The 23,871-nt window shown below is 61.6% G+C and carries 19 protein-coding genes and 2 pseudogenes; 7 read left to right on the top strand and 14 right to left on the bottom strand.

Features of this window, described 5'->3' with window-relative positions; all coding sequences use genetic code 11:
- Positions 1-204: 204 nt before the first annotated feature.
- A complete protein-coding gene (locus A4G99_RS24455) occupies positions 205-4,890 on the bottom strand; it encodes a GAF domain-containing protein (protein ID WP_082837858.1) in 4,686 nt (1,561 codons plus the stop codon).
- A gap of 569 nt (positions 4,891-5,459) precedes the next feature.
- On the opposite strand from A4G99_RS24455, the gene A4G99_RS16115 reads away from it, so the two are divergent.
- Positions 5,460-5,768 carry a HalOD1 output domain-containing protein gene (locus A4G99_RS16115; protein WP_066146666.1) on the top strand — a complete coding sequence of 103 codons (309 nt, stop codon included), beginning with the start codon at positions 5,460-5,462 and terminating at the stop codon, positions 5,766-5,768.
- A 442-nt stretch (positions 5,769-6,210) separates the two neighbouring features.
- Here the strand turns inward: A4G99_RS16115 and A4G99_RS16110 are convergent, their stop codons facing one another.
- Positions 6,211-7,032 carry a bifunctional 2-polyprenyl-6-hydroxyphenol methylase/3-demethylubiquinol 3-O-methyltransferase UbiG gene (locus tag A4G99_RS16110; RefSeq protein WP_066145821.1) on the bottom strand — a complete coding sequence of 274 codons (822 nt, stop codon included), beginning with the start codon at positions 7,030-7,032 and terminating at the stop codon, positions 6,211-6,213.
- Between the two features lie 389 nt (positions 7,033-7,421).
- On the opposite strand from A4G99_RS16110, the pseudogene A4G99_RS16105 reads away from it, so the two are divergent.
- The 4 genes and pseudogenes from A4G99_RS16105 (at position 7,422) to A4G99_RS16090 (ending at position 11,688) form a co-directional block, all read left to right on the top strand.
- Positions 7,422-9,246, top strand: a pseudogene (locus A4G99_RS16105) (acetyl-CoA carboxylase biotin carboxylase subunit).
- 132 nt (positions 9,247-9,378) lie between these two features.
- Positions 9,379-10,155 (top strand): nucleoside phosphorylase, encoded by a 777-nt coding sequence (locus A4G99_RS16100; protein WP_066146663.1) that lies wholly within the window; start codon positions 9,379-9,381, stop codon positions 10,153-10,155.
- A gap of 71 nt (positions 10,156-10,226) precedes the next feature.
- Positions 10,227-10,499, top strand: a complete 273-nt coding sequence (locus A4G99_RS16095; RefSeq protein ID WP_066145818.1) for a hypothetical protein — start codon at positions 10,227-10,229, stop codon at positions 10,497-10,499.
- Positions 10,500-10,554: 55 nt separating this feature from the next.
- Positions 10,555-11,688, top strand: coding sequence for an epoxide hydrolase family protein (locus A4G99_RS16090; protein ID WP_066145815.1), 1,134 nt, complete (start codon positions 10,555-10,557; stop codon positions 11,686-11,688).
- 28 nt (positions 11,689-11,716) lie between these two features.
- Here A4G99_RS16090 and A4G99_RS16085 read toward each other — a convergent pair whose 3' ends face one another.
- Positions 11,717-11,983 (bottom strand): hypothetical protein, encoded by a 267-nt coding sequence (locus A4G99_RS16085; protein WP_066145813.1) that lies wholly within the window; start codon positions 11,981-11,983, stop codon positions 11,717-11,719.
- 105 nt (positions 11,984-12,088) lie between these two features.
- Between A4G99_RS16085 and A4G99_RS16080 the strand changes: the two genes are divergently transcribed.
- A complete protein-coding gene (locus A4G99_RS16080) occupies positions 12,089-12,619 on the top strand; it encodes a GrpB family protein (protein WP_066145811.1) in 531 nt (176 codons plus the stop codon).
- Between the two features lie 3 nt (positions 12,620-12,622).
- Here A4G99_RS16080 and A4G99_RS16075 read toward each other — a convergent pair whose 3' ends face one another.
- The 6 genes from A4G99_RS16075 to surE all read right to left on the bottom strand — a co-directional run bounded on the left by A4G99_RS16075 (position 12,623) and on the right by surE (position 17,282).
- Positions 12,623-13,351, bottom strand: coding sequence for a cupin domain-containing protein (locus A4G99_RS16075; protein ID WP_082837857.1), 729 nt, complete (start codon positions 13,349-13,351; stop codon positions 12,623-12,625).
- A gap of 65 nt (positions 13,352-13,416) precedes the next feature.
- Positions 13,417-13,551, bottom strand: coding sequence for a hypothetical protein (locus A4G99_RS28830; protein ID WP_255359110.1), 135 nt, complete (start codon positions 13,549-13,551; stop codon positions 13,417-13,419).
- A 6-nt stretch (positions 13,552-13,557) separates the two neighbouring features.
- On the bottom strand, positions 13,558-13,740 hold the full coding sequence (locus A4G99_RS16070; RefSeq protein ID WP_066145808.1) for a hypothetical protein: 183 nt from the start codon (positions 13,738-13,740) through the stop codon (positions 13,558-13,560).
- Positions 13,741-13,750: 10 nt separating this feature from the next.
- A complete protein-coding gene (locus A4G99_RS16065; RefSeq protein ID WP_066145805.1) occupies positions 13,751-14,008 on the bottom strand; it encodes a HalOD1 output domain-containing protein in 258 nt (85 codons plus the stop codon).
- A 98-nt stretch (positions 14,009-14,106) separates the two neighbouring features.
- Positions 14,107-16,446, bottom strand: coding sequence for a bacterio-opsin activator domain-containing protein (locus A4G99_RS16060; protein WP_066145802.1), 2,340 nt, complete (start codon positions 16,444-16,446; stop codon positions 14,107-14,109).
- Positions 16,447-16,505: 59 nt separating this feature from the next.
- On the bottom strand, positions 16,506-17,282 hold the full coding sequence (surE, locus tag A4G99_RS16055; RefSeq protein ID WP_066145799.1) for a 5'/3'-nucleotidase SurE: 777 nt from the start codon (positions 17,280-17,282) through the stop codon (positions 16,506-16,508).
- A gap of 314 nt (positions 17,283-17,596) precedes the next feature.
- On the opposite strand from surE, the gene A4G99_RS16050 reads away from it, so the two are divergent.
- Positions 17,597-17,809, top strand: coding sequence for a hypothetical protein (locus A4G99_RS16050; protein ID WP_066145796.1), 213 nt, complete (start codon positions 17,597-17,599; stop codon positions 17,807-17,809).
- Here the strand turns inward: A4G99_RS16050 and A4G99_RS16045 are convergent.
- From A4G99_RS16045 to A4G99_RS16025, 5 genes and pseudogenes are all read right to left on the bottom strand, one after another.
- Positions 17,806-19,560, bottom strand: coding sequence for a small ribosomal subunit Rsm22 family protein (locus A4G99_RS16045; RefSeq protein ID WP_066145792.1), 1,755 nt, complete (start codon positions 19,558-19,560; stop codon positions 17,806-17,808). The two genes, A4G99_RS16050 and A4G99_RS16045, sit on opposite strands and share 4 nt — an antisense overlap.
- Positions 19,561-19,606: 46 nt before the next feature.
- A pseudogene (locus A4G99_RS16040) lies at positions 19,607-20,328 on the bottom strand (prephenate dehydrogenase/arogenate dehydrogenase family protein); the annotation flags it as partial.
- 67 nt (positions 20,329-20,395) lie between these two features.
- Complete coding sequence (locus A4G99_RS16035; RefSeq protein ID WP_190303783.1) at positions 20,396-20,833, bottom strand: ester cyclase; 438 nt, start codon at positions 20,831-20,833, stop codon at positions 20,396-20,398.
- Positions 20,834-20,994: 161 nt separating this feature from the next.
- Positions 20,995-21,444, bottom strand: coding sequence for an ester cyclase (locus A4G99_RS16030; RefSeq protein ID WP_066145789.1), 450 nt, complete (start codon positions 21,442-21,444; stop codon positions 20,995-20,997).
- Between the two features lie 132 nt (positions 21,445-21,576).
- Entirely contained in the window at positions 21,577-22,929 is a 1,353-nt protein-coding gene (locus tag A4G99_RS16025) for an LLM class flavin-dependent oxidoreductase (RefSeq protein WP_066145787.1), read from the bottom strand.
- Between the last annotated feature and the right edge of the window lie 942 nt (positions 22,930-23,871).

Here is a 23,871-nt window from a genome sequence, read left to right as displayed (position 1 = left end):
GAACACACGGCAGAAAATTTCGAACTATTGCGACTCAGAGACAGAAACCCATCACACAGTGACTATGTCGGTACCGGCAGTGGCTACATCTCGACCAGGTGGGGGAGTGAGTGGCACGTATGAAATGTAAATATGAGAGTCACCGGTCGCAATAATGTGAACGGACACCTCGACGGATAAGAAGGCGGCTTTAGTACTTCGTCCCTAGTCGAAGACGACCTCCAAGAGCCTGCGTTCAGCACCGCGAAGGTGATAATTGAAGGTTGACTGCGAGAGGTCCAGCGCTGTGGAGAGTTCGTTGCCGGTTTGGAGTCGAGGTGATTCGAAAAATCCACTGCGATAGGCCAACTGGAGAATCTCCTGCTGGCGATCGGTAAGTCGCTCGGTGAATGCCGTCTGAAGCGTGTGAGTCGTGTTAGACGATCGAGTGTGTGTTCGTCGAGCAAGTAGTTCAAGATCGGGAATCGCCTGTTGTCCCGTCTCAAAGAACCTGCGGATATCAACCGACGTGGGAACGTCGAGAACAAGCGTTGCGGTCCCATTATCTATGGTGAGCGAGCGCATCATTGCATCTCGATTGCGGAACCACGAGGTAAGCGTCGATTCAGCCAGACGCGCTTTGAACAAGCTCTCGTCTTCACGCTCGGAGAGACAGATCAGCTCTCCGATGGCGAGTGATTGTTCACCAGCAGTCACCAGCGCACCGGACGAAACGTCCGTTGCAGTGAAAAACACGGTTGTCTCACCGTCTGCTCCCGGCACGAGACCCGTAATCTCCATCACACACCCTGTTTCCTGGGCGAGCTGGCACAGGGGTGTGTCCGCTGCTGTCGAGCGGAATGTGAGTTCGACGACGCGATTCATGTGATGGGCTTCTCTCGTCTCAACAGCATGAATCGCATTGGCGATCGTCCGGCCGAGTTCGACGAGCACATCGATATCGCGCTCGTCGTGTTGGGGGGTCCCGTTGTAGACAGTCACGATGCCGTACACGAAGTCATCATACACGAGTGGGAGACAGAGACATGAGCGTGCACCAAGGTCAAGCGCGACCTCACGCCAGGGAGCAGCTTCTGCATCGGTCGCAATGTCGTTTACAACCTGTCTCTTTTTGGTTTGGATTGCAGCCGTAAACGGACGCCTCTCGGACACCGGTCCGTCAACTTCCGTCGTCAGGTCGTCCAGCGAGCGACTATCGACGCCCGCCCACGCACGTGGGTTGACCGCGTTGTCGTCTGCATCGAATTCACCGATCCACGCAAACTCGAAGAGTTCGGAGTGGGCCAATCGCTCACAGACAGCCTCATCGATTACATCGACTGTCTCGGCCTCCACGAGCGCCTGATCAATCTTTCGAATGAGCGTGTTGAGCCCGTCGAGGTGCGTCAATTCCTTGTTCTGCCGTGTTAACTCTTCTTGGCCGTCGGCGCGGTCCCATGCGGTCTCGATGGTCGTGGAAACCGTCTCCAGGAGGTCGAGCTTCTGGTCGTCGAATATCTCGGCCCGTGTCGAGCCAGCACAGATGACGCCATGTCTCCCCAATGGTATGAGGACACGACTTCGGAGTGGTGGCGCCACTGGCTCGTTCTCGGGGATGTCGGTGTCATTGACAACATCAATATCGTCGCCGATGAACGTCTGCCAGACCCGCTCGGAGAACTCCGCAGGTAAACGTACTGAATTTTCGGGCATTTCGGGGGCTGTCTGACTGGCATATTCGTCGAGTTCGCCGACCGTTTTGTCGTAGCGCCAGAGCGCAGCGTACTCGACGTTGAGGACGTCTCGAACGATGTCGGCGGTCCGATCCTTGACCCCCTCTGGATTTGCATCGATCAATTCTTGGCTCGCGTCGTTGAGTCGTTCGAGGGCGATCTGGAAGCGTTTGGAATCGCTGATATCCTTGAACGCGATGGCAACCTTCCGCTCTTCCGGATCGCCGACGCGAAACGCATTCACGTCGTACCATCGGTCGTTGAGGTGCTTCGCCGGGTTCGTGAACCGCTCCGGTTCGCCCGTCTTCGCGATGCGCCCGTAGGTTTCGAACCAGTGGTCCTCGTGGTTCGGTTCGAGTTCCTTCATCCGCTTGCCCTCTGCGTCGATGAGTCCCGTCTGATCCTCGAACGCCGGGTTCGTCTCTAGGAAGCGGTAGTCCACCGGCTCGTCCTCCTCGTCGAACAGTACCTCGATAATGCAGAAGCCTTCGATGATCGACTCGAAGAGCATGCGGTAGCGCTCCTCGCTCTCGCGTAGGGCTTCTGTGATTTGACGGTGCTCGATGAGGTCGGCGGCCTGGCGGGCCAGGACGTCGAGGCGACCGAGGTCTGATTCCGAGAGGTCGCGTGGGGTCTCCCAGTGGGTGGAGAACATCCCAATCATGTCCCCGCTCCGCGAGACGAACGGGGTGGTCTGGACCGCCTGGATTCCATTTTGACGGAAGGTCTCCAAATCCCCCGTTCCAGCTATGAATTCGCTTGATTCAACATCCGATACGATAACGCGCTCGCCGGTTTTGAGTGCCTTGCCACAGGCGGTTCCATGTTCGGGAGTGACTCGTTGCCACGCTGCTTCGGTCTCCGCGGTGAACCCCCGGTTAGCGACGAGTTCAAGGTCGTGCCGGTCGGGGTCGTACAGCTGGACGCTCCCGAAGTCGGCGTCCATCATTTCGCTCGCGGCATCGAGAACGTGCTGGGAGAGAGTCTCGATGTCGTCCTCTCCGATCAGTGTGGTACTGATGTCCTGTAACTCTCGGGTGGCCGCCAGTTCGTCGGCGAGTTCCTGCTCGGCGCGGGTACGCTCAACGGCCGCCCAGGTCCGCTCGGCGGCATCCTCTAGCAGTGCCCGCTCACCGTTAGTCCAGTGGCGTGGCTTGGCCATGGCGGCTGCGAGCGCCCAGATGACGTCGTCCTCACCCTCCCGTAGCGGTGCGACCAACAGGGACCGCAGGTCATATCCGGCCAGCAGCTCCTTCTCGGAGTCCGAGAAGTGCGGATCGTTGTCCGCGTCCTGGACGACCATTGGTTGCGTCGCGAGCTGACGCATCGTTTCGGGATACTCCGAGAGCTGGAACACACCCGCCATCTCCGGAAGGTCCGGGCGAATTTGCTCCGGGCCAACCGTAGAGATTCCTCGCTGCTCGAACACCTCGCTGATCCAGCAGCGGTCGAGATCCAGATTCTCAGCGAGCATTTCAACGGCCCGGTCTTTGATCGACTCCGCATCGGGCTGCGCCCGCAGAGCATCGCTGAACCGGAGCAGGAACTCCTGTCGCTCCTCGCGCTGCTTCTGCTCGGTGATGTCGATACCAGTCCCGAAAACGCGAACCGCCCGCCGGTCGTCCCCATCTTCCTCGAAGAACACCTCACCGTTCGTGAGCACCCACCGGTCGCTCCCGTCGGGACGCATCGCTCTGAACTCGAACTCGTAGTTCCCGTCGGATGCGGACTCGAACACCTCCTCCAGCCGGCCGACGACAGAGTCGAGGTCGTCCGGATGGATGCGCTCTTCGAGCAACTCCGCGCCGACGATGATCTCGTGCTTGTCGTATCCGAACAACTCGTTCATTCGCTCGTTTCCTCTCACCCGATCCGTCTCGAGGTCCCACTCGAAGACGGCGATGTTCCCGATGTCGGCCGCGAGTCGAAGCCGTTTTTCGTTCTCACGCAACGCTGCTTCGGTCTCCTTTTGTTCAGTGATGTCCTCAATGAGAACCGCGACCTGCCGACTGTCCGAGCTGCCATACGGGAACACACGGACGTCGAACCACCCGTCGATGAGTGGCTCGCCGGTCGTTTCGACCCGCTGGGACTCGCCCGTCCGAGCGACCTCGGCACAGACGTCGAACCCGGGGAAGTCGCCATCCACATCCATATCGGACCAACGGGCACCGACCACGTCGGTCACCCCGGTCAGTTCCTCGAACGTAGGATTGGCCTCCACGAAGCGGTAGTCATCCGGCTCCCTCCGCCCACCGACGGTGCCGCCCGTCGAAGCTTCGTCGGCGGCCTCGCCCTCCTCGGGCAGTTCGACGATGCAAAAGCCCTCCTGGATGGACTCGTTGATCGAATCGAACAGCGTGCGATAGCGTTCCTCGCTCTCGCGGAGCTCTTCTATGGCCTGTTCGCGTTCGATCTCGGCCTGCTTTCGATCGGTGATATCGAAACTGACACCACGGAGGACTGTCGGATCGTCCGCGGACGCTCGGCCGCGCCAGGAAATCCAGCGAGGCGTGTCGACTCCTTCGAGTTCGACCTCGTCTTGAATCTCTTCACCCGGCTCGAACGAGAACTCCATCGTGTCCTCGGCCTGGTCTGTGCCCTCGTCTGATTCCTTCACCAAGAACTGCTCGACTGGAACTGGCTCGTCTGTCGGTGGCAAGTCGAATAGCGACAGCATCGTGTCGTCGCCGTCCACCGTTCGGGCCTCGAGATCCCACTCCCAGGTCCCCATCTCCGCAGCATTCAGGGCGACCTGTAATCGCTCGTTCGACTCGCGGAGAGCCGCCTCGATTTGTACCCGGTCGGTGATATCGACAGAGATGTTGAACACGCCACCAACCGAGCCATCCGCGAGCGGGATCGGGTTGAAACTGGAATCCCACCAGACGTCTTCTATCGCGTCACCACGTTCGATTGGGAGGTATTGGTCTTCGACTCGAACTGGTCCCTTTCCAGCCATGACCTGCTCGTGCATCGGACCAAGAAACTCCCACGCTTCCGGAAACACGTCGCGAGCTGGCCGTCCGAGCGCGTTTGGGTGTTTCTTTCCGATCTGTTCTCGTGCGGCGTCGTTGTAGAGCAGTACGAGATCCTCGCCCCAGTAGATCCCGATGGCCTCGTCCGCACCCAGCATGAGGTCGACCGCCACCCGCAATTCAGTGGGCCACTCCGCCATCGGCCGAGTGACGTCTCGACCCAGTCAAATTCGCGGATGCGCTCGGTCATCTCGCTGTTGGAGAGAAATACAGGCGACTGTCCATCACGAAGTGAAACGGGGGCAGTCAGATCCGACACGCCACCGTTTTGTTGGATGGCATCGTCGACAGGTCGCCAAAAGACCCGGCCCTTCGCGCCGACCTTCTTAGTGTTGATAGCGTCGTCCTCAACGAGCGCGTTGAGTTTGTTGTAGATCGTGCGGTCGGTACAGTCGAATTCTTCTGCGACCTCGGGTGTTGTGAATGGTGTGCCGGGGGGACCGAGAGTGTCGAACACTTCGAGGACGGCAGCGGGTGAGGGTGCCGATGAATTCATAGCGTCGTGTTGGCGTGGCGCAAGCAAAAGGATTCGGTCAACCGAAGCAGACAGGTCATGATCCACAAAAAGCGATTTAACCGACGCTGACGAAGCTACTCACGATCAGGGTGGCACAGTTATACTGCTCTTTTGACGCGAGGCGAATTCGGAAGTAACTCTCGCCTCGAAGGACTCACCACAGCAGAGAACCCGGTCAAGGAACAAAGGGAGATGACCGACGACGAGGATGATTCACTGCCGGAGGGGTTCGAAGATGTGTTTCACACACGCTTTTCGAGCGATGAACCGCCGAGTGAGGCAATTGTCCGAGCACTCTCAGTCGCCGAGGGAGTTGTCCCAACGGAGCTTACGTTACTGTATGAGTCGATTGATCCTGAGGCACTCGATGCACTGTTCGGGACGCCGATCATTGGGGAGAAAGATGGGGGTGTGATAGTCAAGTTTTCTGTCTCTGGCCATCGCGTGATCATCAGGAGTAACGGGAGTATTACTATCCTCGTTAAGACAGACGAAGAGTGAGTGGGAACGAACGGTGCCTCCGTTGATTAATTTTCACTGTCTTCGATACTCAGAGCGTGGAAGCGGCTGATTACTCGATTAGACAAAGAATGGTTTACGGAGAGAGACGACTTCTGGATTCTACTGCCGCTTATACTGCCCACAGGAAGTAAATCACCCAAACCGGCCAAATTCAAGAAACCGACCTCGCTGTCGTCGCACGTTCTACTTCGGTTATCGAACCAATCGTTCATCTCGAAACGGGGCGAAATCCCAGAAATCGGACTGCTTTGTATCCAATCGTTCGGAGCAATCGGACCGACCACCGATTTCAACGAGAGTTGAACTAACCAATGCACCACGAACGATTCAGGAATTGAGAGGGATATCGGGACATGTCCACTCCCACGTACGTGAACGGCAGTGGCGAAACACACCGCAGGACGAGAAGCACTTCCAGATACTATACTCGACACACCGCCAGCATGTGCTCCGAGAAATCGACCACCGCACGGTCCTCCCGGAGCAACTTGACGAGTCGCCGAACGTCCTCGACGGCCTCGTCGCTCGCCTCCGCTAACTCCGGTTTCATGCGGTTGGCAACGCCCTCAAGACCGACCAGTTGCTCGACTTCGAAACCGGCGTCCTCCAACTCCGCTTCGAACTCGTCGGCGCGGAAGAAGTGACACTCAGCCCAGCCTTCGCCGTTTGCATACTCGTCCACTCGTTCTTCGGTGTATTTGCCGTCCTCGGCGATGGGAACGAGGAGGCCGTGCGACCAGTCGAGGTTGAACTTGAGGATGTCGCGGATGGGCGCAAACCTGCTGATGACCGAGACGAAGACGGGTGCGTCGCCACCCGCGACCCGTCGGAGTTCGGCCATCGCGCGTGCGCGTTCGGTATCATCCACGACGTGGCTCAGGGGACCACCGAGACAGCAGACGGCGTCGAATTCATCGTCTTCGAAACGCAAGTCGCGGACGTCGCCTTGCTCCGCAGAGATTCTGTCTTCGAGGCCGCTCTCGGCGGCGTTCTCGCGGGCGAGTTCGACCTGCGTCTCGCTCACGTCCACGAGCGTCACGTCGTACTCCCGTTCGGCGAGCCAAACCGCGTAGCGCCCCGCCGCGCCGCCGACGTCGAGAACGCGGCCCGATTCGGGAAGATGGTTGTCGAGGTAGTCCACCGTGTTCTCGAACTCCATTCGGGTGACGGGGTCGCGCCCCAGTCGCTCCCACTCGTTTTCGCCGTACTCGTCGTAGTAGTTTCGAGGGTTCATGTCGCTCATCGGCGACCCTCGATGGTTGATCGTCGGTTGGCGTTACTGTCGATACGTCGGCCTGTTCGGGTGCTGGTGTACATTTGTCGCTGTGGGGTGGTTGCTGATCGAAGACGAGTCATCGAATCGCCCGGTTTCACCCCGAGGCCGCGTCAGCGGCGAAATCGGGACTCCACCCGGCGAAAAGCAGGTGCTGGTCCGTGATTCGGCCCAGCGGCGGGTGGAGTCGGTCGTTGCACGCCCGAGATGTCAGCGCGTAATGAGAAAAAGCTACCGCTTCGAGGGGTCGTGGGACGGAATCACCACCCGTCAACCCGTGTGTGACGCTCCCGTTGACACTCGTGGGCGACCCTGAACCGACAGAATGAGGTTACCCACCCGAATACGTTCTCACAAGAATGTTCGATACAGTTCTGGTCGCAAATCGCGGGGAAATCGCGGTCCGCGTGATGCGCGCCTGCGAGGAACTCGGAATCGACACGGTCGCCATCTACAGCGATGCCGACCGAAACTCCGGTCACGTCCGCTACGCCGACGAAGCCTACAACGTCGGCCCGGCCCGTGCCGCGGAGTCCTACCTCGACCAAGAGGCCATCATCGATGCCGCGAAGAAGGCGGGCGCGGACGCGATTCACCCGGGCTACGGGTTCCTCGCGGAGAACGCCGACTTCGCCGCGCTGGTCGAAGCCACGGACGGCGTGACGTGGATCGGCCCGAAGAGCGAGTCGATGGAACAACTCGGAGAGAAGACGAAGGCCCGCAAAACGATGCAGGAAGCCGACGTGCCCATCGTTCCCGGGACGACCGACCCTGTCGAGGACGTGTCGGAGGTCACGGAGTTCGGCGACGAGTACGGCTACCCCGTCGCCATCAAGGCGGAGGGTGGCGGTGGCGGCCGCGGGATGAAGGTCGTTCGCGGTCCCGAGGAAGCCGAGGATCAACTCGAATCCGCCCAACGCGAGGGTGAGGCGTACTTCGACAACGCCAACGTCTACCTCGAACGCTACCTCGAAAACCCGCGTCACATCGAGATCCAGATCATCGCCGACCACCACGGCAACGTGCGCCACCTCGGCGAGCGCGACTGCTCGCTGCAGCGACGTCACCAGAAGGTCATCGAAGAGGGGCCGTCGCCCGCGCTCTCGGACGAACTTCGGGAGGAAATTGCCGAATCGGCCCGCGACGGTGCGGCCGCCGCCGGTTACTACAACGCGGGAACCTTCGAGTTCCTCGTGGAGGAGGACGAGACGCGCGGTCCCGGCGAACTCCTCGACGTGGGCACGGACTTCTACTTCCTCGAAGTCAACACCCGGATTCAGGTCGAACACTGCGTCACGGAGTGGTTGACGACGTCGACATCGTGAAGTGGCAGATTCGCGTCGCCGCCGACGAACCCCTCGGCTTCGAACAGGACGACGTGGAACTCGAAGGCCACGCGATGGAGTTCCGCATCAACGCCGAGAACGCCGCGAAGGACTTCGCGCCCGCGACGGCGGGAAACTGACGACCTACGACCCGCCGGGAGGAATCGGCGTCCGTCTCGACGATGCGCTTCGACAGGGTGACGACCTCGTCACCGATTACGACTCGATGATCGCGAAACTCATCGTTCACGGCGGCGACCGCGAGGAGTGTATCACCCGCTCCAAGCGCGCGCTCGCCGAGTACGACATCGAGGGAATCCCGACCATCATTCCGTTCCATCGCCTGATGCTCGACGACGAGGAGTTCGTCGCCGGGACCCACACCACGAAGTACCTCGACCACCACCTCGACGCGGAGAAAATCGAGGAGGCACAGGAGAAGTGGGGAACGACCGAATCGTCGGACGACGACGAGGAGGTCGTCGAACGCGAGTTCACCGTCGAAGTCAACGGCAAGCGCTTCGAAGTCAACCTCGAAGACCGCGGCGGCGTCGCCGCGGTTCCCGCGAACAACGGCGGCGGCGGCCAGAAACCCAAGCCAGCGGGCGGCAGCAGCGACGGCGGCGAGACCGTCGTCGATGCGGAGGGTGAGACGGTGGCCGCCGAGATGCAGGGCACCATCCTCGACGTGAAAGTCGAAGAGGGCGACGAAATCGAGTCCGGTGACGTCGTCTGCGTCCTCGAAGCCATGAAGATGGAAAACGACGTCGTCGCTTCTCGGGGAGGTACCGTTACGCAAATCGCCGTCAGTGAGGGCGACAGCGTCGATATGGGCGACGTGCTCGTCGTCGTGGACTGAAGACGGTCTAACTGGAACCGGATTTTCGGATTTTTCGAGTCGTTCGAGCCGTTGCTATCGATCCGTGTCGAGTGACCACATTACACACACCTGCACAACACACATTACGGAATCGTGTTTCTTCACGAGGAGATGCCGTTTCCGAACCTCGCTGGAAAGCAGGACGCCGAACCATTGGTCACGCCCGCAGAGCACTCCGAGTACAGACACACGGAGGGCGAGTCGGGGCGCGAACGACTGCCTGCGGCAGTCGTTCTCTGCTACAGTCGCACGCTGATGGACTACCTCACCGAGAGCTACGACGGCCAGCACGTCGGCAACTACTACGGCGACTTGTACGCCTTCGCGGACGCCGACTACTCCGTCGGCGTCCTCGGGAATTTCGGAATCGGCGCTCCTGCTACGGCGATGCTGATGGACGAACTGATTGCCGACGGTGTCGGGAAGTTCTTCTCCGTCGGATTCGCTGGCTGTCTGGACGAGACCATCGAGATGGGCGAGTTCATCGTCTGTGACGAGGCCATCCGCGACGAGGGTACGTCCCACCACTACGTCGAATCCGCGAAGTACGCCCACGCGAGCGACTTGCTCACCGAAGCCACGATTGAACTGCTCCGCGAGCGCAAAGAGGCGTTCCACGTCGGGCCGTCGTGGACAACCGACGCGATGTATCGGGAGACCAAGGAAGAAGTCCAACAGTACGCCGAGGAGGGCGTCCTCACCGTAGAAATGGAGGCGTCCGCGGTGTTCGCCGTCGCCGCCCACCGCGGCGTGGAGGCAGCGTCGATGTTCGTCGTCAGCGACTACCTCGGCCCCTCGGACTGGGAGCCGAAGTTCCATCTGACGCGGGAGGACATGCAACATCTCGGGGACACGGCGAAGGACGTTCTCGCCGCGAGTCCGCACTGAGTCGAGGTTCGGCGATCAATTCATACCACCCCGGTACATAATCGAAGTCGAACCCCGGACGGCGGAGAATCATGATAGACGTTGGCGACCACTACCGACCGACGGCCGACGGCGACGGGAGCGACGTCTACCGCGTCGTCGGAACGGGAGACGACGTTGTGCTGTTGCGACTCACCGACGCCGATGGGACCCGAATCCACTCCGGCGAGTTACGTCACTGTTCGCGGGACGCGCTCGAAACCGACTGGGAACCGGCCGGAAACCCCGACGCGGGACTCACGCCCGTAGCGGACCTGAAGAACGTGCTATCCGGGTTGTACTGGAGTTTCCGACGGTTTTTCTGACCGTCGAGAGCGACGTTTTTGCGGATTCCCGACCAACGTCATTCGGGGGGAGACCATGCCAGAAGCAACGACGATATCCATCGACGACGTGACGCTCGCGGATTTGCGTGACCGATTGGCCCGAACGCGGTGGCCGGACGAAGTAGCGGGTGCAGGGTGGGAGTACGGGACGAATCTCGATTATCTTCGGAAACTCGTCGCGTACTGGAAAGACGAGTTCGATTGGGGAGAACAGGAAGCACGCTTGAACGAGTTCGACCAGTATCGGGGCGACACCGATGGAGTCGGCATCCACTTCGTTCACGAGCGAGGGGAAGGGGAGAACCCGACGCCGTTGTTGCTCCTACACGGGTGGCCGAGCACGTTCGTCCAGATGCTGGACATCGTACCGATGTTGACGACGCCCTCCGAGTTCGGCGGGAACCCGGACGAATCGTTCGACGTGGTGGTCCCGTCCCTGCCCGGTTACGGATTCTCCGACCGGCCGACTGAACGGGGGATGAGCGTCCCCCGAATCGCCGACCTATTCCATACCTTGATGACCGACGAACTCGGCTACGACCGCTACGCTGGACGCGGGAGCGACATCGGGGCGGGCGTCCTCCTGCAACTCGGACTCAAGTATCCAGAATCGATTATCGGTCTGCACCTCAGCGGGACCAACCCGCGCGTCGAGGCGGAGATGATACCGGACGACCCGACGGAGGCCGAAACGGAGTTCATCGAGAACGCGGAACGCTGGGGATGGGAGGAAGCGGCCTACGCGATGGAGCAGTCCACGAAACCGCAGACGCTCGCCTACGGCCTGAACGACTCTCCGGCGGGGTTGGCGGCGTGGATACTCGAAAAGTTTCGTACGTGGAGCGACAACGACGGCGACGTGGAGGAAGCGTTCGCGCGCGACGACCTGTTGACGAATCTGACCATCTACTGGGCGACCGAGACCATCAACTCCTCGATGCGGTTGTACTACGAGTCCGTCCGCGACGCGGGCGAATGGGGCCGTCCGGACGTGCCGACGGCGCTGTTGATGGCCCCGGCGGACATGTTTCCCACGCCGCGCGAGTGGGCCGAGCGGTTCTACCGCATCGACCGCTGGACAGAAACGGAGCGCGGCGGACACTTCCTCGAATGGGAGGAACCCGAACTGACCGCCGAGGACATTCGGGCGTTCTTCGGGTCGCTGTAGTGCGGCGATATCGCGGTCGTTCGGCGGACTACCCGAGAGAGGAAACGACCACACCGAGAGCCGAAATCACCGCACCAGCAACGACGATCAGCGTAATACGACGACTGGGTTCGAAGTCCTCGCGACCGCCGGTCAGGATTTCGTAGATGCTTCCGAGTACCAGTCCGACGCCAGCGATTGCGGCCATCCAAAGCACGATGCTGGACTCACCGGACAGGATGTCGGGGACGGAGCGTACGGCGAACGAGAGGCCGAGAAGACCCGTCGCCGCGTGGTAGAGGAGGGGACGGTTCATGATTCTAATTCGTCACGATTCGGGATAAATATTCCGTGAGCCACGCTCGGGCGAGCATCGAATCCGGTGCGAACGTTTATTTTCCGGATCACCCATGGACAGCGTATGGTCGGTCTGGAGCGCGGCACCGTCGAACTCGAACCGCACAGGGACGAGTGGCGACGGGAGTACGAGGCGGAAATCGAACGGCTTCGTTCGGTTGCCGGGAACGACGTTCTCGCGTTCGAACACGTCGGCAGCACCGCGATTCCGGGCATCGTCGCAAAACCCATCATCGACGTCCTCGCCGTCGTCGAGGACGCGTCTCACGCCGCGCGACTCGTTTCCGTGCTGGAGGGCCACGGCTACGAGTATCGACCGAACGACGGCGTCCCCGACCGCGCCTTTCTCGCAAAGGGTCCGCGGACGGAGCGAACCCACTATCTCTCGCTGACCGAAGCGGGAAGCGACTGTTATCGTGAATCGGTCGTCTTTCGGGACTATCTCCGGGACCATCCCCCCGTCGCGGCGGAGTACGACCGACTGAAGCGGGAGTTGGCCGACGAACACGGCGACGACAGGGCGACGTACACGGCGAAGAAAGAGCCGTTCGTTCGGTACGTGCTCGAACGTGCGAGGAAAGAAGGAACGTACTGATTCTCAGTCGTCGGCTGTCGAACGAGTTGCGTCGATTTCGTCCCAGTCGGGTTGTTCGACGTGCTCCCGCCAAAAGGACTCCTCGGCGTATTTCGGTTCTATGGCTCGATAGCCGAGCGCCCGACCGATGGGTGCGAAAATCGTCGTGAGAACCTTCATGACGGGGCGAGGTGGCGAGGTAAAGTAGGTGTCCTCGGCGGTCGAGTCGGCGAGCACCATCCCCCGCAGGAACTTTGGCTGGCCGTCGTCCCGCACCGTTCCCTCGTGGGCCAACCCGAACAGGGTCGTGATGACGCCGCGCGTTTGGTCCGACGGGCGGATTTCGACGGTGAACGACGCGAGCGAGTCCGAATCGTTCCGGAACGTGTGTGGCGTGCCGGGGGAGACCGTCACGCCGTTGCCAGCGGTCAGGGTTCGGTCCTCGCCGTCGACGGAGAACACGACTTCCCCTTCGACCACGACGAACCGCTCGGCGCAGTTCGGATGGACGTGTTCGTCCGGGCCGCCAGCACCGGCGGGAACGATTCCGAGACTGATGCTGTACTCGCCGTCGGTTTCGTCGGCGGAGACGAGCCCTGCGCCCCACTCACCCGTCACCGGGTTCGACCTGAGCGGTCCCGTCGCTTCGCGGAGTTTCGCCAACGTCGGGCAGTCTGAATCCACCTCGATCCTCGGCCCGGAATCGTCCGGCGTTCCGTCGACGAGCGTCCGCCCGAACACGATTCGATCCATACCGCAGGATGGTCAACGATCTATATATTCATATCCACGCACGAAATCAACCCACAGAAAAGCCGCTACCGTTGCACGGAAACCGTCGTGCTCGAACGAATCCACGCCTGGTGATTCTCCGGGTCGTAGAACATCGCCACGGTACCGTATTCGTCCTCGTATTCGCTGTATTCTATCTCGTTGGGGGGTGTTTCGTTCATTCTCTGTTATCGGTCGTTTCGGTGTCTATTCCACTCGTTTCGGCAGGCGGGCGTACAGAACGGATACAATCGAAGCGTTCCGTTCGAGTCCGTGTCGGCGAGAACCGGATGCCACGCTTCGATATCGATGGCGTCCCCACAGACAGCACAGTTTTGCTGGTCGCCTACCGCTTTGTTTCGTTCTATCACAGTTCGTCCATCAGTTCTCTTCGGTTACCTCCACCAACCCGTTGCTGTGGACTCGAACTTCATAGCCGTCGAGCACGAACTCGACACGGCCTCCTTTCGTCTGCCGATGAAAGAGCGAATCGAGCGCATCCGGATCGATCACGTCGTACAAACAGGTCGAGAACTCGGTCGCGTCCTCGTACCCTGCCTTCTCCATTACCGCCGAAAGCACGTCGAGACTCAGCCGGTCGTCGTCTCGCAAGGGTTGTCGTTTTACTTCCGTTTCCATACTTGCTCGGAAGGTGTACTATGTAAAGGCACTTCCAGCTAGATTGAACGTGAGGTATTACGCGGGAGGCTATCTATCTAGACACGGTCGCCGCCGGGTTACGATTGTAACAATCGCTGAAGCAGTTTCCGTTCGGCCGCTCGCAGATGGTGTTGGAACGTCGGCTGTGAGATATCGAGCGACCGACCGACCTCCTCACCCGTGCTCTTCCGTGGCGAGTCGAAGAAGCCGCTGTAGTAGGCCGTCTCCAGCACCTCCCGCTGGCGGTCGGTCAGCGTCTCCGCGAGCGTGGTATTCAGGTCGTCGGACACGACCGGCTTCTCCCGATGTCGCCGACTTCGAAGGGTGACGTCGGGGAACCGTGTTTTGAGTACCTCGACGAACGTCCGAACGTCCGCGTTCGTCGGGAGCCTGACGACCATGGTTCCGGGAAGGGGACCGACCACGAACGCCTCGGGAACCGCACCGTGGTCGAGGAGCGTCCCGATGAAACTCGAATCCGTCAGCGTCGCGGCGAACAGCGACGCGCCGTTTCGGCTACTCACCTGCTCTATGTCGATCACTTCAAGCGATTGGGCCGCGACGGTCGACACGTCGTCGGCCGGGACGTCGCGGACGGTAAAGAACGTCGTCACCGTGCCGTCCGACGTCGAGACGATACCCGTGAATTCGACGCGGCAATCCAACTCCGTCGCGAGTTCCACGAAGAACACTCCGGGGTCGCCGATTTCGAATTCGAGTTCGACGACCTCGCCGCTCGTCAACGCCTTTTTCGTCTCGACGGCGTTGATCGCGTACGCGATCGTTTGGCTCACGTCTTCGAGGACGGCCCGTTCCAGTTCGTCGAACGTCCGTGGCTGGTCCGAGTAGACCGAAAGCACGCCGTACACCGCGTCACCGTAGCGGAGCGGGAGCGCACAGGACGACCGGTATCCTCGTTTCAGCGCCTCGCTCTGCCACTGTTCGGAGAGCGATCCACGGAGGACGTCCTGAACGACCTGTGCGCGCCCGGTTCGAAGCGCGGTCCCCGCGGGGTCGGCCGTTTCGTCGTTCGTGTTGATGGTAATCGCGTCGAGGTATCCCCGTTCGACGCCCGCCGATTCGTGTGGAACGACGGTTGCCGTCGCCGGATCATCCATCCCGATCCAGGCGAACCGATACGGTCCGCCACTGGTCAGGCGGCTACAGACGGCGACTTCGATTTCCTCCCGCGTTCTCGCCTCCACGAGCGCCCGGTCGATGCGCCGAATCCCTTCGTTCAGTTCGTTGAGTCGTTCGAGCGCCGCGTTCTGTCGGCGGAGCGTCGTCTCCTGTTCCTGCAGTCGACGCTGGCGCTTTGCCCGCCCGAGGGCCGACTCGACGGCGGCGGCACAGAGTTCGGCGATATCGAGCGCCGCGTCGCCGGTGATCGACGTTATGAACACCCCGTGTGTCCCGAGCGGCAGCGAAACCAGTTCGCCGTCGAAACGGGCCTCGTTCTCGGTAAACGAGGTCCACGCGATGCCGTCCCCGTCCAACACCTCGTCCGGCAGCGGGCCACCATCGCTCGTCTCCGCCTCCGGGAGGAGCGCGCCCGTGGAGTCGTCGTACAGCGCGATGGTCGTCTTCGGAAGGTGTAACGACCGCTCGGCCGCCTCGACAGCGACGGTACACACTTCGTCCGACGTTTCCGAATCCAACAGTTCCCGCGTGACGTCCGAGAGCGCGGCGAGGGCGTCTTCGTGTCGTTTCCGTCGGGTTACGTCCGTCGCAACGCCGATAACGCGTTCGACCGCCCCCGCCGCGTCGAACACGGGTTGATACACGATGTCGTAGATCGTACCCTCCATTTCGCTGGTCGCACACACCAACTCGCCCGAGAGCGCACGACGGCAGTTTTCGAGGATGTCGGGGTGGTCCTCGTATCGGTCGTCGATCGATTGGCCGACGAGTTCCTCGGAGTCCAATCCTGCGGTCTCCACCCCGCGTCCCTCCGCGAGTTGGAACGTCCCGTCGGTATCGATGACGAAGAAGATCACGGGAACGTTGCGGACGATCATCTCGTAGCGTTCGACTTCCGACTCCCGTTCGTGGCGCTCGGTCACGTTCATGTGAGCGACCACGACGTACGTGTCCTCGCCCTCGGTCACGTCGACGGCGCGCATCACGAACCACCGGCGTTCGTCGGGCGAATGGCACGGATATTCGAGGCTGAACTCGGATCGGTCACCCGCCAGGATGGCACGGATACCTGCCGCTACCTCGTCTGCGGTCCGGTCGTCGGCCACGTCACACACGTCGAGATAGTTGACGTCGAGCGTCGTGTCCGTGAGACCGTTTCCTCGGCCGAACTCCTCCCACGCCTCGTTCGTGGCGATGATCGTGCCATCCCCGTCGAGAACCGCGACGTTCACCGGGAGTATGTCGAGTGCGAGTTGATCGATATCGGTACGACTCACGGTATTCTCACCCCCCGCTCATCATGCCAAATTAGGCTTCTGCGGGTAAAACGGTGGCGCTAGAAACGGTACTCCGTCACCAACTCGTCTAGCGATTCGTGTCGATGCGTCGTGTGCGGTGCGGTCAGTGGAGAGACGCTGACTTTCCCCTCGAACACTGCACGGCGGTCGGTTCCTTCGGCGTCGGGGAGCGTCTCGTCGTTCATCTGCTCCCACGTCCGGTCGTGGAGCGTAATGACGCCCGCCTCGTTGGTCGTGTCCATGTCGTAGACGTGCGACGGTCGCGTGACTTCCATCGGGACCGACTCGCCGTTCGGCATGGGTGCGTTGACGTTCAGGTACTCCGCCCCTTCGAACACGCCGGATTCGAGCGCATGTTCGGCGAGATAGGTCGCGGCGTCGGCCGCCACGTCGTACTCCTCGATGCTCGTATCGTAGGGCCAGAGGTCGTTGGGAACGTGAAGCGAGACGGCGATGGACGGCACGTCGAAGAAGGCGGCCTCGACTGCGGCGCTGACGGTGCCGGAACGCCCGAGGACGTAGGCCCCGAGGTTCGCCCCGTTGTTACATCCCGAAACGACGAGGTCGGGGTACGGCCCGATTTCGGTCAATCCGGCGACCACGCAGTCGGTCGGGGTTCCCGTGATCGCGTAGCCGATTTCGTGCTCCTCGACTTCGACCTCGTAGGACATCGCCCGCCCGACCGCGCTCTGGTCCGTCGCGGGTGCGACGGTGGTCACGTTTCCGACCTCCTGTAGGCTCTCGTACAACGCGCGGATACCGGGACTGTCGATGCCGTCGTCGTTCGTCAGAAGAATCTCCAGCGAATCGCCCATGAAGTGGTGGTAGGAACGGGAACGCAAAAGTACTCCGCTCGGCCGCAGTGAGACCGCCGTCGATCAGGACGGAACCGTCGGAAAAAGAGGACAGAACCGTCGGAGAAACGACTGTGGCGAGGGAGGGTTTTTGATCTTCGAAATCTGATAACTGAACGTATCCACACCGAACGACCCCACGATACCCGGGGAATCATTTGCTCTACTGTCGTGTCTCGTTAGTACTGGCGCATTTATGAGATATTATAATACAGTATTGATGGTTAACGAACCACATGGATTTATGCTCTGACACTCACAGTATCCAAACGGACATGGCGGAGGGAAATGTCACAGACGCTCACACACTCGAACTCAACTACGAGTACGCGCAACACAACGTTGACGTGCTGTCGATCTGGTTCGAGTGCGAGCCACGGAAGACGGTGGAACTGCTAGCAGAAAACGGGATACCGCTGTCGCCGAACGACGAGGGTAAGTTCGGCTCGTATTACAACTTCGTTCGGGAGTGCGTGGAAGCGAACTAGCGGCGGTCCACGACCGTCCGCTCGTCCACGACGAGGTTGTACGATTTTTCGTCATCGTTCCAGAGCACTAGCACGTCCTCGAAGGCGAGAAGGCTACCGTAGGCCGCTTCACGAAGCGTTCGATTGAGCGACGTCTCCCTCGTTACCACGGCGAAGTTCCCGACCGACTCGCTTCCGTCGCTCACTTTGAACACCGGATTTTCCCCCTCCTCCGACAGCGAGTGGCTGAGCTTCACCGCCACGAGGTTCACCCGCTCGGTGACGTGTCGGTCCATTTCGGCCATCTTCGCGGACACCGACCGGTTCGACGTGAACTCCCGCCGCCTGACGTCGTCGGTTCGCAGGATGACGTGTGAGTACTGCACGTCCACGTTGACGAACTCGCCGTCGCTGTCGAGTTCGTCGGCCGTCACTACCTTCGGCGACGAGTCCGACTCGGTTTCCCGTACCCCGTTCGATTCGTACGCATCCGCATCGAGTCCGTCCTCGGTGGCGTCGGGTCCGCTTTCCGACCCGTCGCCGTCGCCAGAGCTCTTGGCCCCGTCCACGTCGTACCCGCTCGCGTCGATGCCGCGCGAACTCACGTCGGCGGCGCGCGAATCCGTGTCTTCGTCCGGGTCCGCGTCGAACTCGTACTCGCTGGCGTCGATGCCGTCCCGGTTCGAGACGTCCGTCGTGGTCGTCGCGTTCGTTCCGTCCGCTGCACTCGCCGCATCCGCCGTGCTCGCCGGTTCGTCTTCCGTCCCAGTTCCGCTGCTTCCGCCGTCCAGCCGCCGCTGAAACGGCGGCACCGCCAACTCGGGTTTCACGTCGAACGACCAGCAGTCGTCGCTCGGCTCCTCGCCGGACCACAGGCGCAGCGTCGGCGAGAACACCGTCGTTCGGTCGGAAACGCTCCGCTCGACTTCTCGGAGACCGATACTGGCGTTCTTGTCCGCCGGGGCGATGGCGACCATCGCCCCGTCCGGCGCGAGGAAATCCAGATACTTCCGGACGACCGCTTCCGGGTCGTCGAGTTCGCTCAGCACGTTGCCGAACAGGACGAGGTCGAAGCTCCCTTCCGGGGGTTCGAACGCCTCCGCCGTCTCGCGGTGCACCGTCGGGTGGAAGTTCTCCCCCGTCTCCTCCAGCATCGCCGAGAGGACCTCTGCGGCCTCGCTCGGTTCGACGGCGTGGTACTCCACGAACGTCTCGGACGGGAGGAAATCGTGCAGGCCGAGCGCCGGACCGCCGACGCCAGCGCCGACGTCAAGCACGCGCAGTTTTCCGGGCAACAACCCTCGTCCCGCGAGTTCCGAGAGGACGTACTGCGCCACGGCGTAGTAGTCCGGCAGGTGGTAGATGGCGTAGCCGAGCGCGACGCGATAATCGTACTCGACCGGGTTTTGCGCGAAGTAGTCCTCCTTGAGGCGCTGAATCGTCCGCCGCAGTTCGTCGCCCGACTCACCGTCCGGCCAGCCCGCACCGAACTCCGCGACCAACAGGTCCTCCAGTTTTCTGCCGTACGTCTCGGGGAACGATTCGACGCCACGAAACTCCGGACGAACCGGGTCGTCCGAGGCGGGTTCGAAGGTGCCGTCCTCGCGCTCCACGAACCCGAGCGGTTCCAACTCCTCACGGAGCACCTGCCGAACGACCGCCGGATGGGGCGTGCCTTCGACGTACTCCGCGATCTCGTCCGGGTCCACGGGTCGCACGTCTTGGAGGTACTTGGCATTCGAGAGCACCTGCTCGCGCTGGTCCGGGTTCATTCGTCGGCCTCCGTCTCGCTCCCTCGATCCGTCTGCCGTCGCGGAGCTTCGCCGCTTCCCGATATAGGCGCTCGAACTCGGCCGGGTCGGCGTCGGCCAGTCGCTCGGCGGCGTTCGCCACGTCCGTCGCGCCGTCGAAGCTGGCCTGAATGTCGGCGTAGACGCGCGATTCCCCGTCGGTGACGTGGTCCGCCAGGGCGGACAACTCGTCGTAGACGGGCGTCCGAAGACCATCGGGAACCGAATTCGCCGACAGCGCGAACGCGAGGATGGCCGCGTGCGTCCCCGCCTGCACCGTCGTCATCGCGTCGTCGTGTTCCGCCGCCGTCGTCTCGACCAGCGTGTTTCCGCGGGAGTCGATGGCCGCGAGGAGGGTGTCGGTGACCGACCCGGATTCGTCGGTCACGACCGCGACGTTCCCCGGCGCGGTGTCGGCACCGAAGAGCGGGTGGAGGCTCACCCGTTCCAACGCCGGTGCGTGTTCGGCCATCGCGTCGAGCGGGGTGGCCATGATGCCCGTCACGTCGATGATGGCCCGCTTGGCCTTCGGTGCGTGGTCAACAATTGCTTCCGCGACTGCGGGTATCGGGACGGCGAGACAGACAGCGTCGAAGGTTTCGTCGGTGTCCAGCGCGACCGCTCGCCCACCGACCGCCTTCGCGGCGTCCTCCGCCACCCTCGGCTCCGCGTCGCGAACGCGAGGTCGGCCGGTATCGACTCGGCGAACCAGCGACCCATCGCGCCCGCCCCGACGACGAGTACGTTCATTGGCTTCGGGTTGGGACGGTTCGCCCAAAAGGGGTTCGTTTGCTCGGGTTCGGTTCACTCCGAGCGATCAGGTCGTCGCGGGAGTTCGACGATACCGAGTTGTTCGAGCAGTCAGCGCGTCGTCGTTGACGTAGCGTTCCGCCAGTTTGTCGTCCCGCAGGTGGTCCACGACGATACCGGTGACGTCTATCTCCTTCCCCGTCGGTTCGTTACCCATCAGTTCTCCGTCGTTCGTCGCCCGCGTCCTGTACCGTGTCACCACGACGTCGTCCACCGCGTGCATCTCCTCGACGTGGTGTTTCATCCCCGAGAAGGCGTCGTGGAACCCCGCCACTAACGCTCGATACTCGGCGGGGCCGCGTGCCGGTTCGTCGAGCATCGGATTGTGAAAGACGAAGTCGTCGGTCACGAGGTCGGGAATCGCGTCGAGGTCGCCTTCGCTGTCCCACACGTGCTGAATCTCCCGCCGGACGAGCGCTTCATTGTCCGCCGTTTTGATACTCATATTATCTCCCCTCCACGCCCGGACGGTGGGAGCGAGCATAAGCCGAACACATCGTTCGCTCGAATTCGGCCGTTGAACGGCGGGAAACGTCGCGTGATCCGACAGCGGGAACCTCGTTTCGTGAGTCAAAAAACAGGTCGGGGTCGGTTCCGCCGTCCCGATTACTCCTCTATCTCCCGCATCTCGGGCGGCAGTTCGATCACGCCGAGTTGGACGAGCATGCCGAGTTCGTCGGCGTTCTCGTATCGTTCGCGTATCTTCCCGTCCTCCAGTCGGTCGATGATGATGCCCGTCATCTCGATGCGTTCGTTGGTCGGTTCCTTGCCCATCATCCCGCCGGTGTTGGTCCCCCGCATCGTGTACCGAACGACCACCTCGTCGTCCGACGAGATGACGTCCTCGATGTCCATGTCGAAGTCCGAAAACATCTTTCGGGTCTCCTCGGCCATCTCGCGGTACTCCGCCGGACCGTTGATCTCCATCATCGACGTGTGATAGACGAAGTCGTCCGTCACGGTGTCGTCGATGGCGTTCAAGTCGCCGTCGCTGCTCCATACCTCCTCGATGTCGCGGCGGACGACCGTCTCGTTGTCTGTTGTTCCGATGCTCATGGTGGTTCCCCCGCAATCGAACTACGGCGAGTACGGGAATAAAGCGCGCTATCGTTCAACCGGAAACGAAGGGAGGACGTGCCGTAACGCGGGGTGGTTCGGTGGATAGCCCGGATTTCCGGACGCTCCACGCTATCGTTTCGCCGGGTGGTCCTCGGACAGATACCGGCGACCGAGCATGTTCTGCCTGAGGGTTTCGCCTTCGTACTCCTCGCGAACGAGGCCGCGCTCCCTGAGTTCCGGTACGACCAGTTCGACGAAATCCCGGAGCGTCCCGGGGCGGACGATTTCCTTCAGATTGAAGCCGGAGACACCCGTCTCCGCGCGCCACGCCTCCAGTTCGTCGGCGACGGTTTCCGGGGATCCGACGACGAGGGGCGAGGTGGAACCCAGACCACAAAATTCCGCCACGTCGCGAACCGTCCAGTCCTGTTCCGGCGCATGCTTGGTCAGGGCGTTGACCGCGCCTTGCATCGCGTCGGTTTCGATGTGTTCGACTCGCTGGTCGGGTTCGAGTTCCGAGAAATCGATGTCCATGAAACCGCCGAGCAGGGTCAGCGTCGCATCCGTATCGACGTTTTTCCGATATTTATCGTACTTCGCCCGCGCGACTTCTTCCGTCTCGCCCACAATGGGCGCGATGCCAGCGAAGAAGGCGAGGTCCTCGCCGTTTCTCCCGGCCGCGTCGGCGCGCGCCCGCACGTCCTCGACGTAATTTGCGACGGCATCCTTGGTGGGTTGGCTGACGAACAGCGCCTCCGCGTTGTTCGCCGCGAACCCCCGACCGCGCTCCGAGGACCCGGCCTGATACAGGACGGGTGTCCGCTGTGGTGACGGCTCGCAGGAGTGCGGGCCGGGCACCGAGAAGTGCTCGCCCTCGTAGTCGATGGCGTGGACCTTCTCGGGGTCGGTGTACCGCCCCGCCTCTCGGTCCCGAACTACCGCGTCGTCCTCCCAACTGTCCTCCCATAGGCGATAGCAGACCTGCATGAACTCCTCGGCGCGGTCGTAGCGCGCGTCGTGTTCCATTCGCCCGTCGAGACCGAGGTTTTCGGCCGCGCTTTCGAGGTACGACGTGACGACGTTGAACGCGAGTCGGCCGTCCGTGAGGTGGTCCAGCGTCGAAAGCTCGCGAGCGAGTTGGTACGGATGGACATAGGTGGTCGAGCGCGTCACCGCGAAGCCGAGGTCGTCGGTGACGCTCGCCATCGCCGGAATCACCAGTTCCGGATCGTTCGCTGGCGTTTGGATCGCCTTCTCGATGGCCGTTGTTCGTTCCCCGCCGTACACGTCGTAAATCCCCCGCACGTCGGCGAAGAACACGGCGTCGAAGCCGCCCTTCTCCGCGAGTCGAGCCACCTCCTGCCAGTAGCTCATCTCGGTGTAGCGGTGTGACTGGTCGCCCGGCGTGCGCCAGTTGCCCGCCGTCACGTGCTCCACCGAATTCATCGTGAACAGGTTGAAGTGGATGGTTTCGTCGCTCATTGTGATTCGGTACGTGGTAGTCGGAACGTCGGGGCAAATGTAGGCGGGACCCGGCCAACTTCACCGTCATCTCATACGACAGCGACGGGGAGAACGATGGAAGTTTGTAGAGTAGTTCGATTGTGAGTTCCCGATTGGAGTACGGCAAGACGTATCTGCTGGTTTTACGGTCGCAGTAACTGAGAAGCAGACCTCGAAAGCCCCCGTCCGTCCGCTACGACGTTGATTTCGTTGCTTTGTGATTGCAGCCGTTGGGACGACGACCCCGAAAGCCCCCGTCCGCTCGCGGTTGCTGTGCAGGATATCCGCGCTCTCCGCAACACCCGCCGCGGATAGGGCCTGCACAGCAACAAGCGAGCGCGAACGGCCGGCCCCTTTCAGTCCCACCCCGACCGCACCGCGACAGCCACACCCTCCCCAGCCGATTCCTCCGGTCGCTGTCGCTCCCTCCGTCATCCCTCGCACGCTGTCAGCGGGACGGGTCGGCCAGCAGTTCGGCCGACCCGTCCCGCCAGCGCGCGCCACCCGGTTGGACAGGCGGGCCGATACGGGCCAACCGCACGGCGCACGATGTCTTCGTGAGTGAGAAGGAGCGAGCGAATGGCTCGTCAGAGCAGAGCTCTGACGGTGGCGCACGCCAGTGCGCCCGCGCGAGGGACGAGCGACCAGCGGGAGCTTTCGAGGCGGTCTACCTTCCAGAAACTGCACTGATAACCTCACCAAACACCGCTCTGCGTAACGAACGAGAACGTTCGACGCCGGACGAGAAAATAACGCTTCAGCCACCAGTCCAGAGCAGTACGATTCAGTTCAAATCAGTATGGTTCAGTATCTCACTGCCGCTGGTCGCTCGAAAAAACACCACTTAGCCGTGGCACGCCAATCGACCGCAAACGCGCCAGCCAACGGCTGTGAACGCCAAAATTGCGAAAAAACCAGATC

Origin of the sequence: Haladaptatus sp. R4 (genome assembly GCF_001625445.1) — an archaeon.
In the GTDB taxonomy this organism is placed as follows: Archaea; Halobacteriota; Halobacteria; order Halobacteriales; family Haladaptataceae; genus Haladaptatus.
This window is presented reverse-complemented; position numbering and strand designations above follow the sequence as displayed.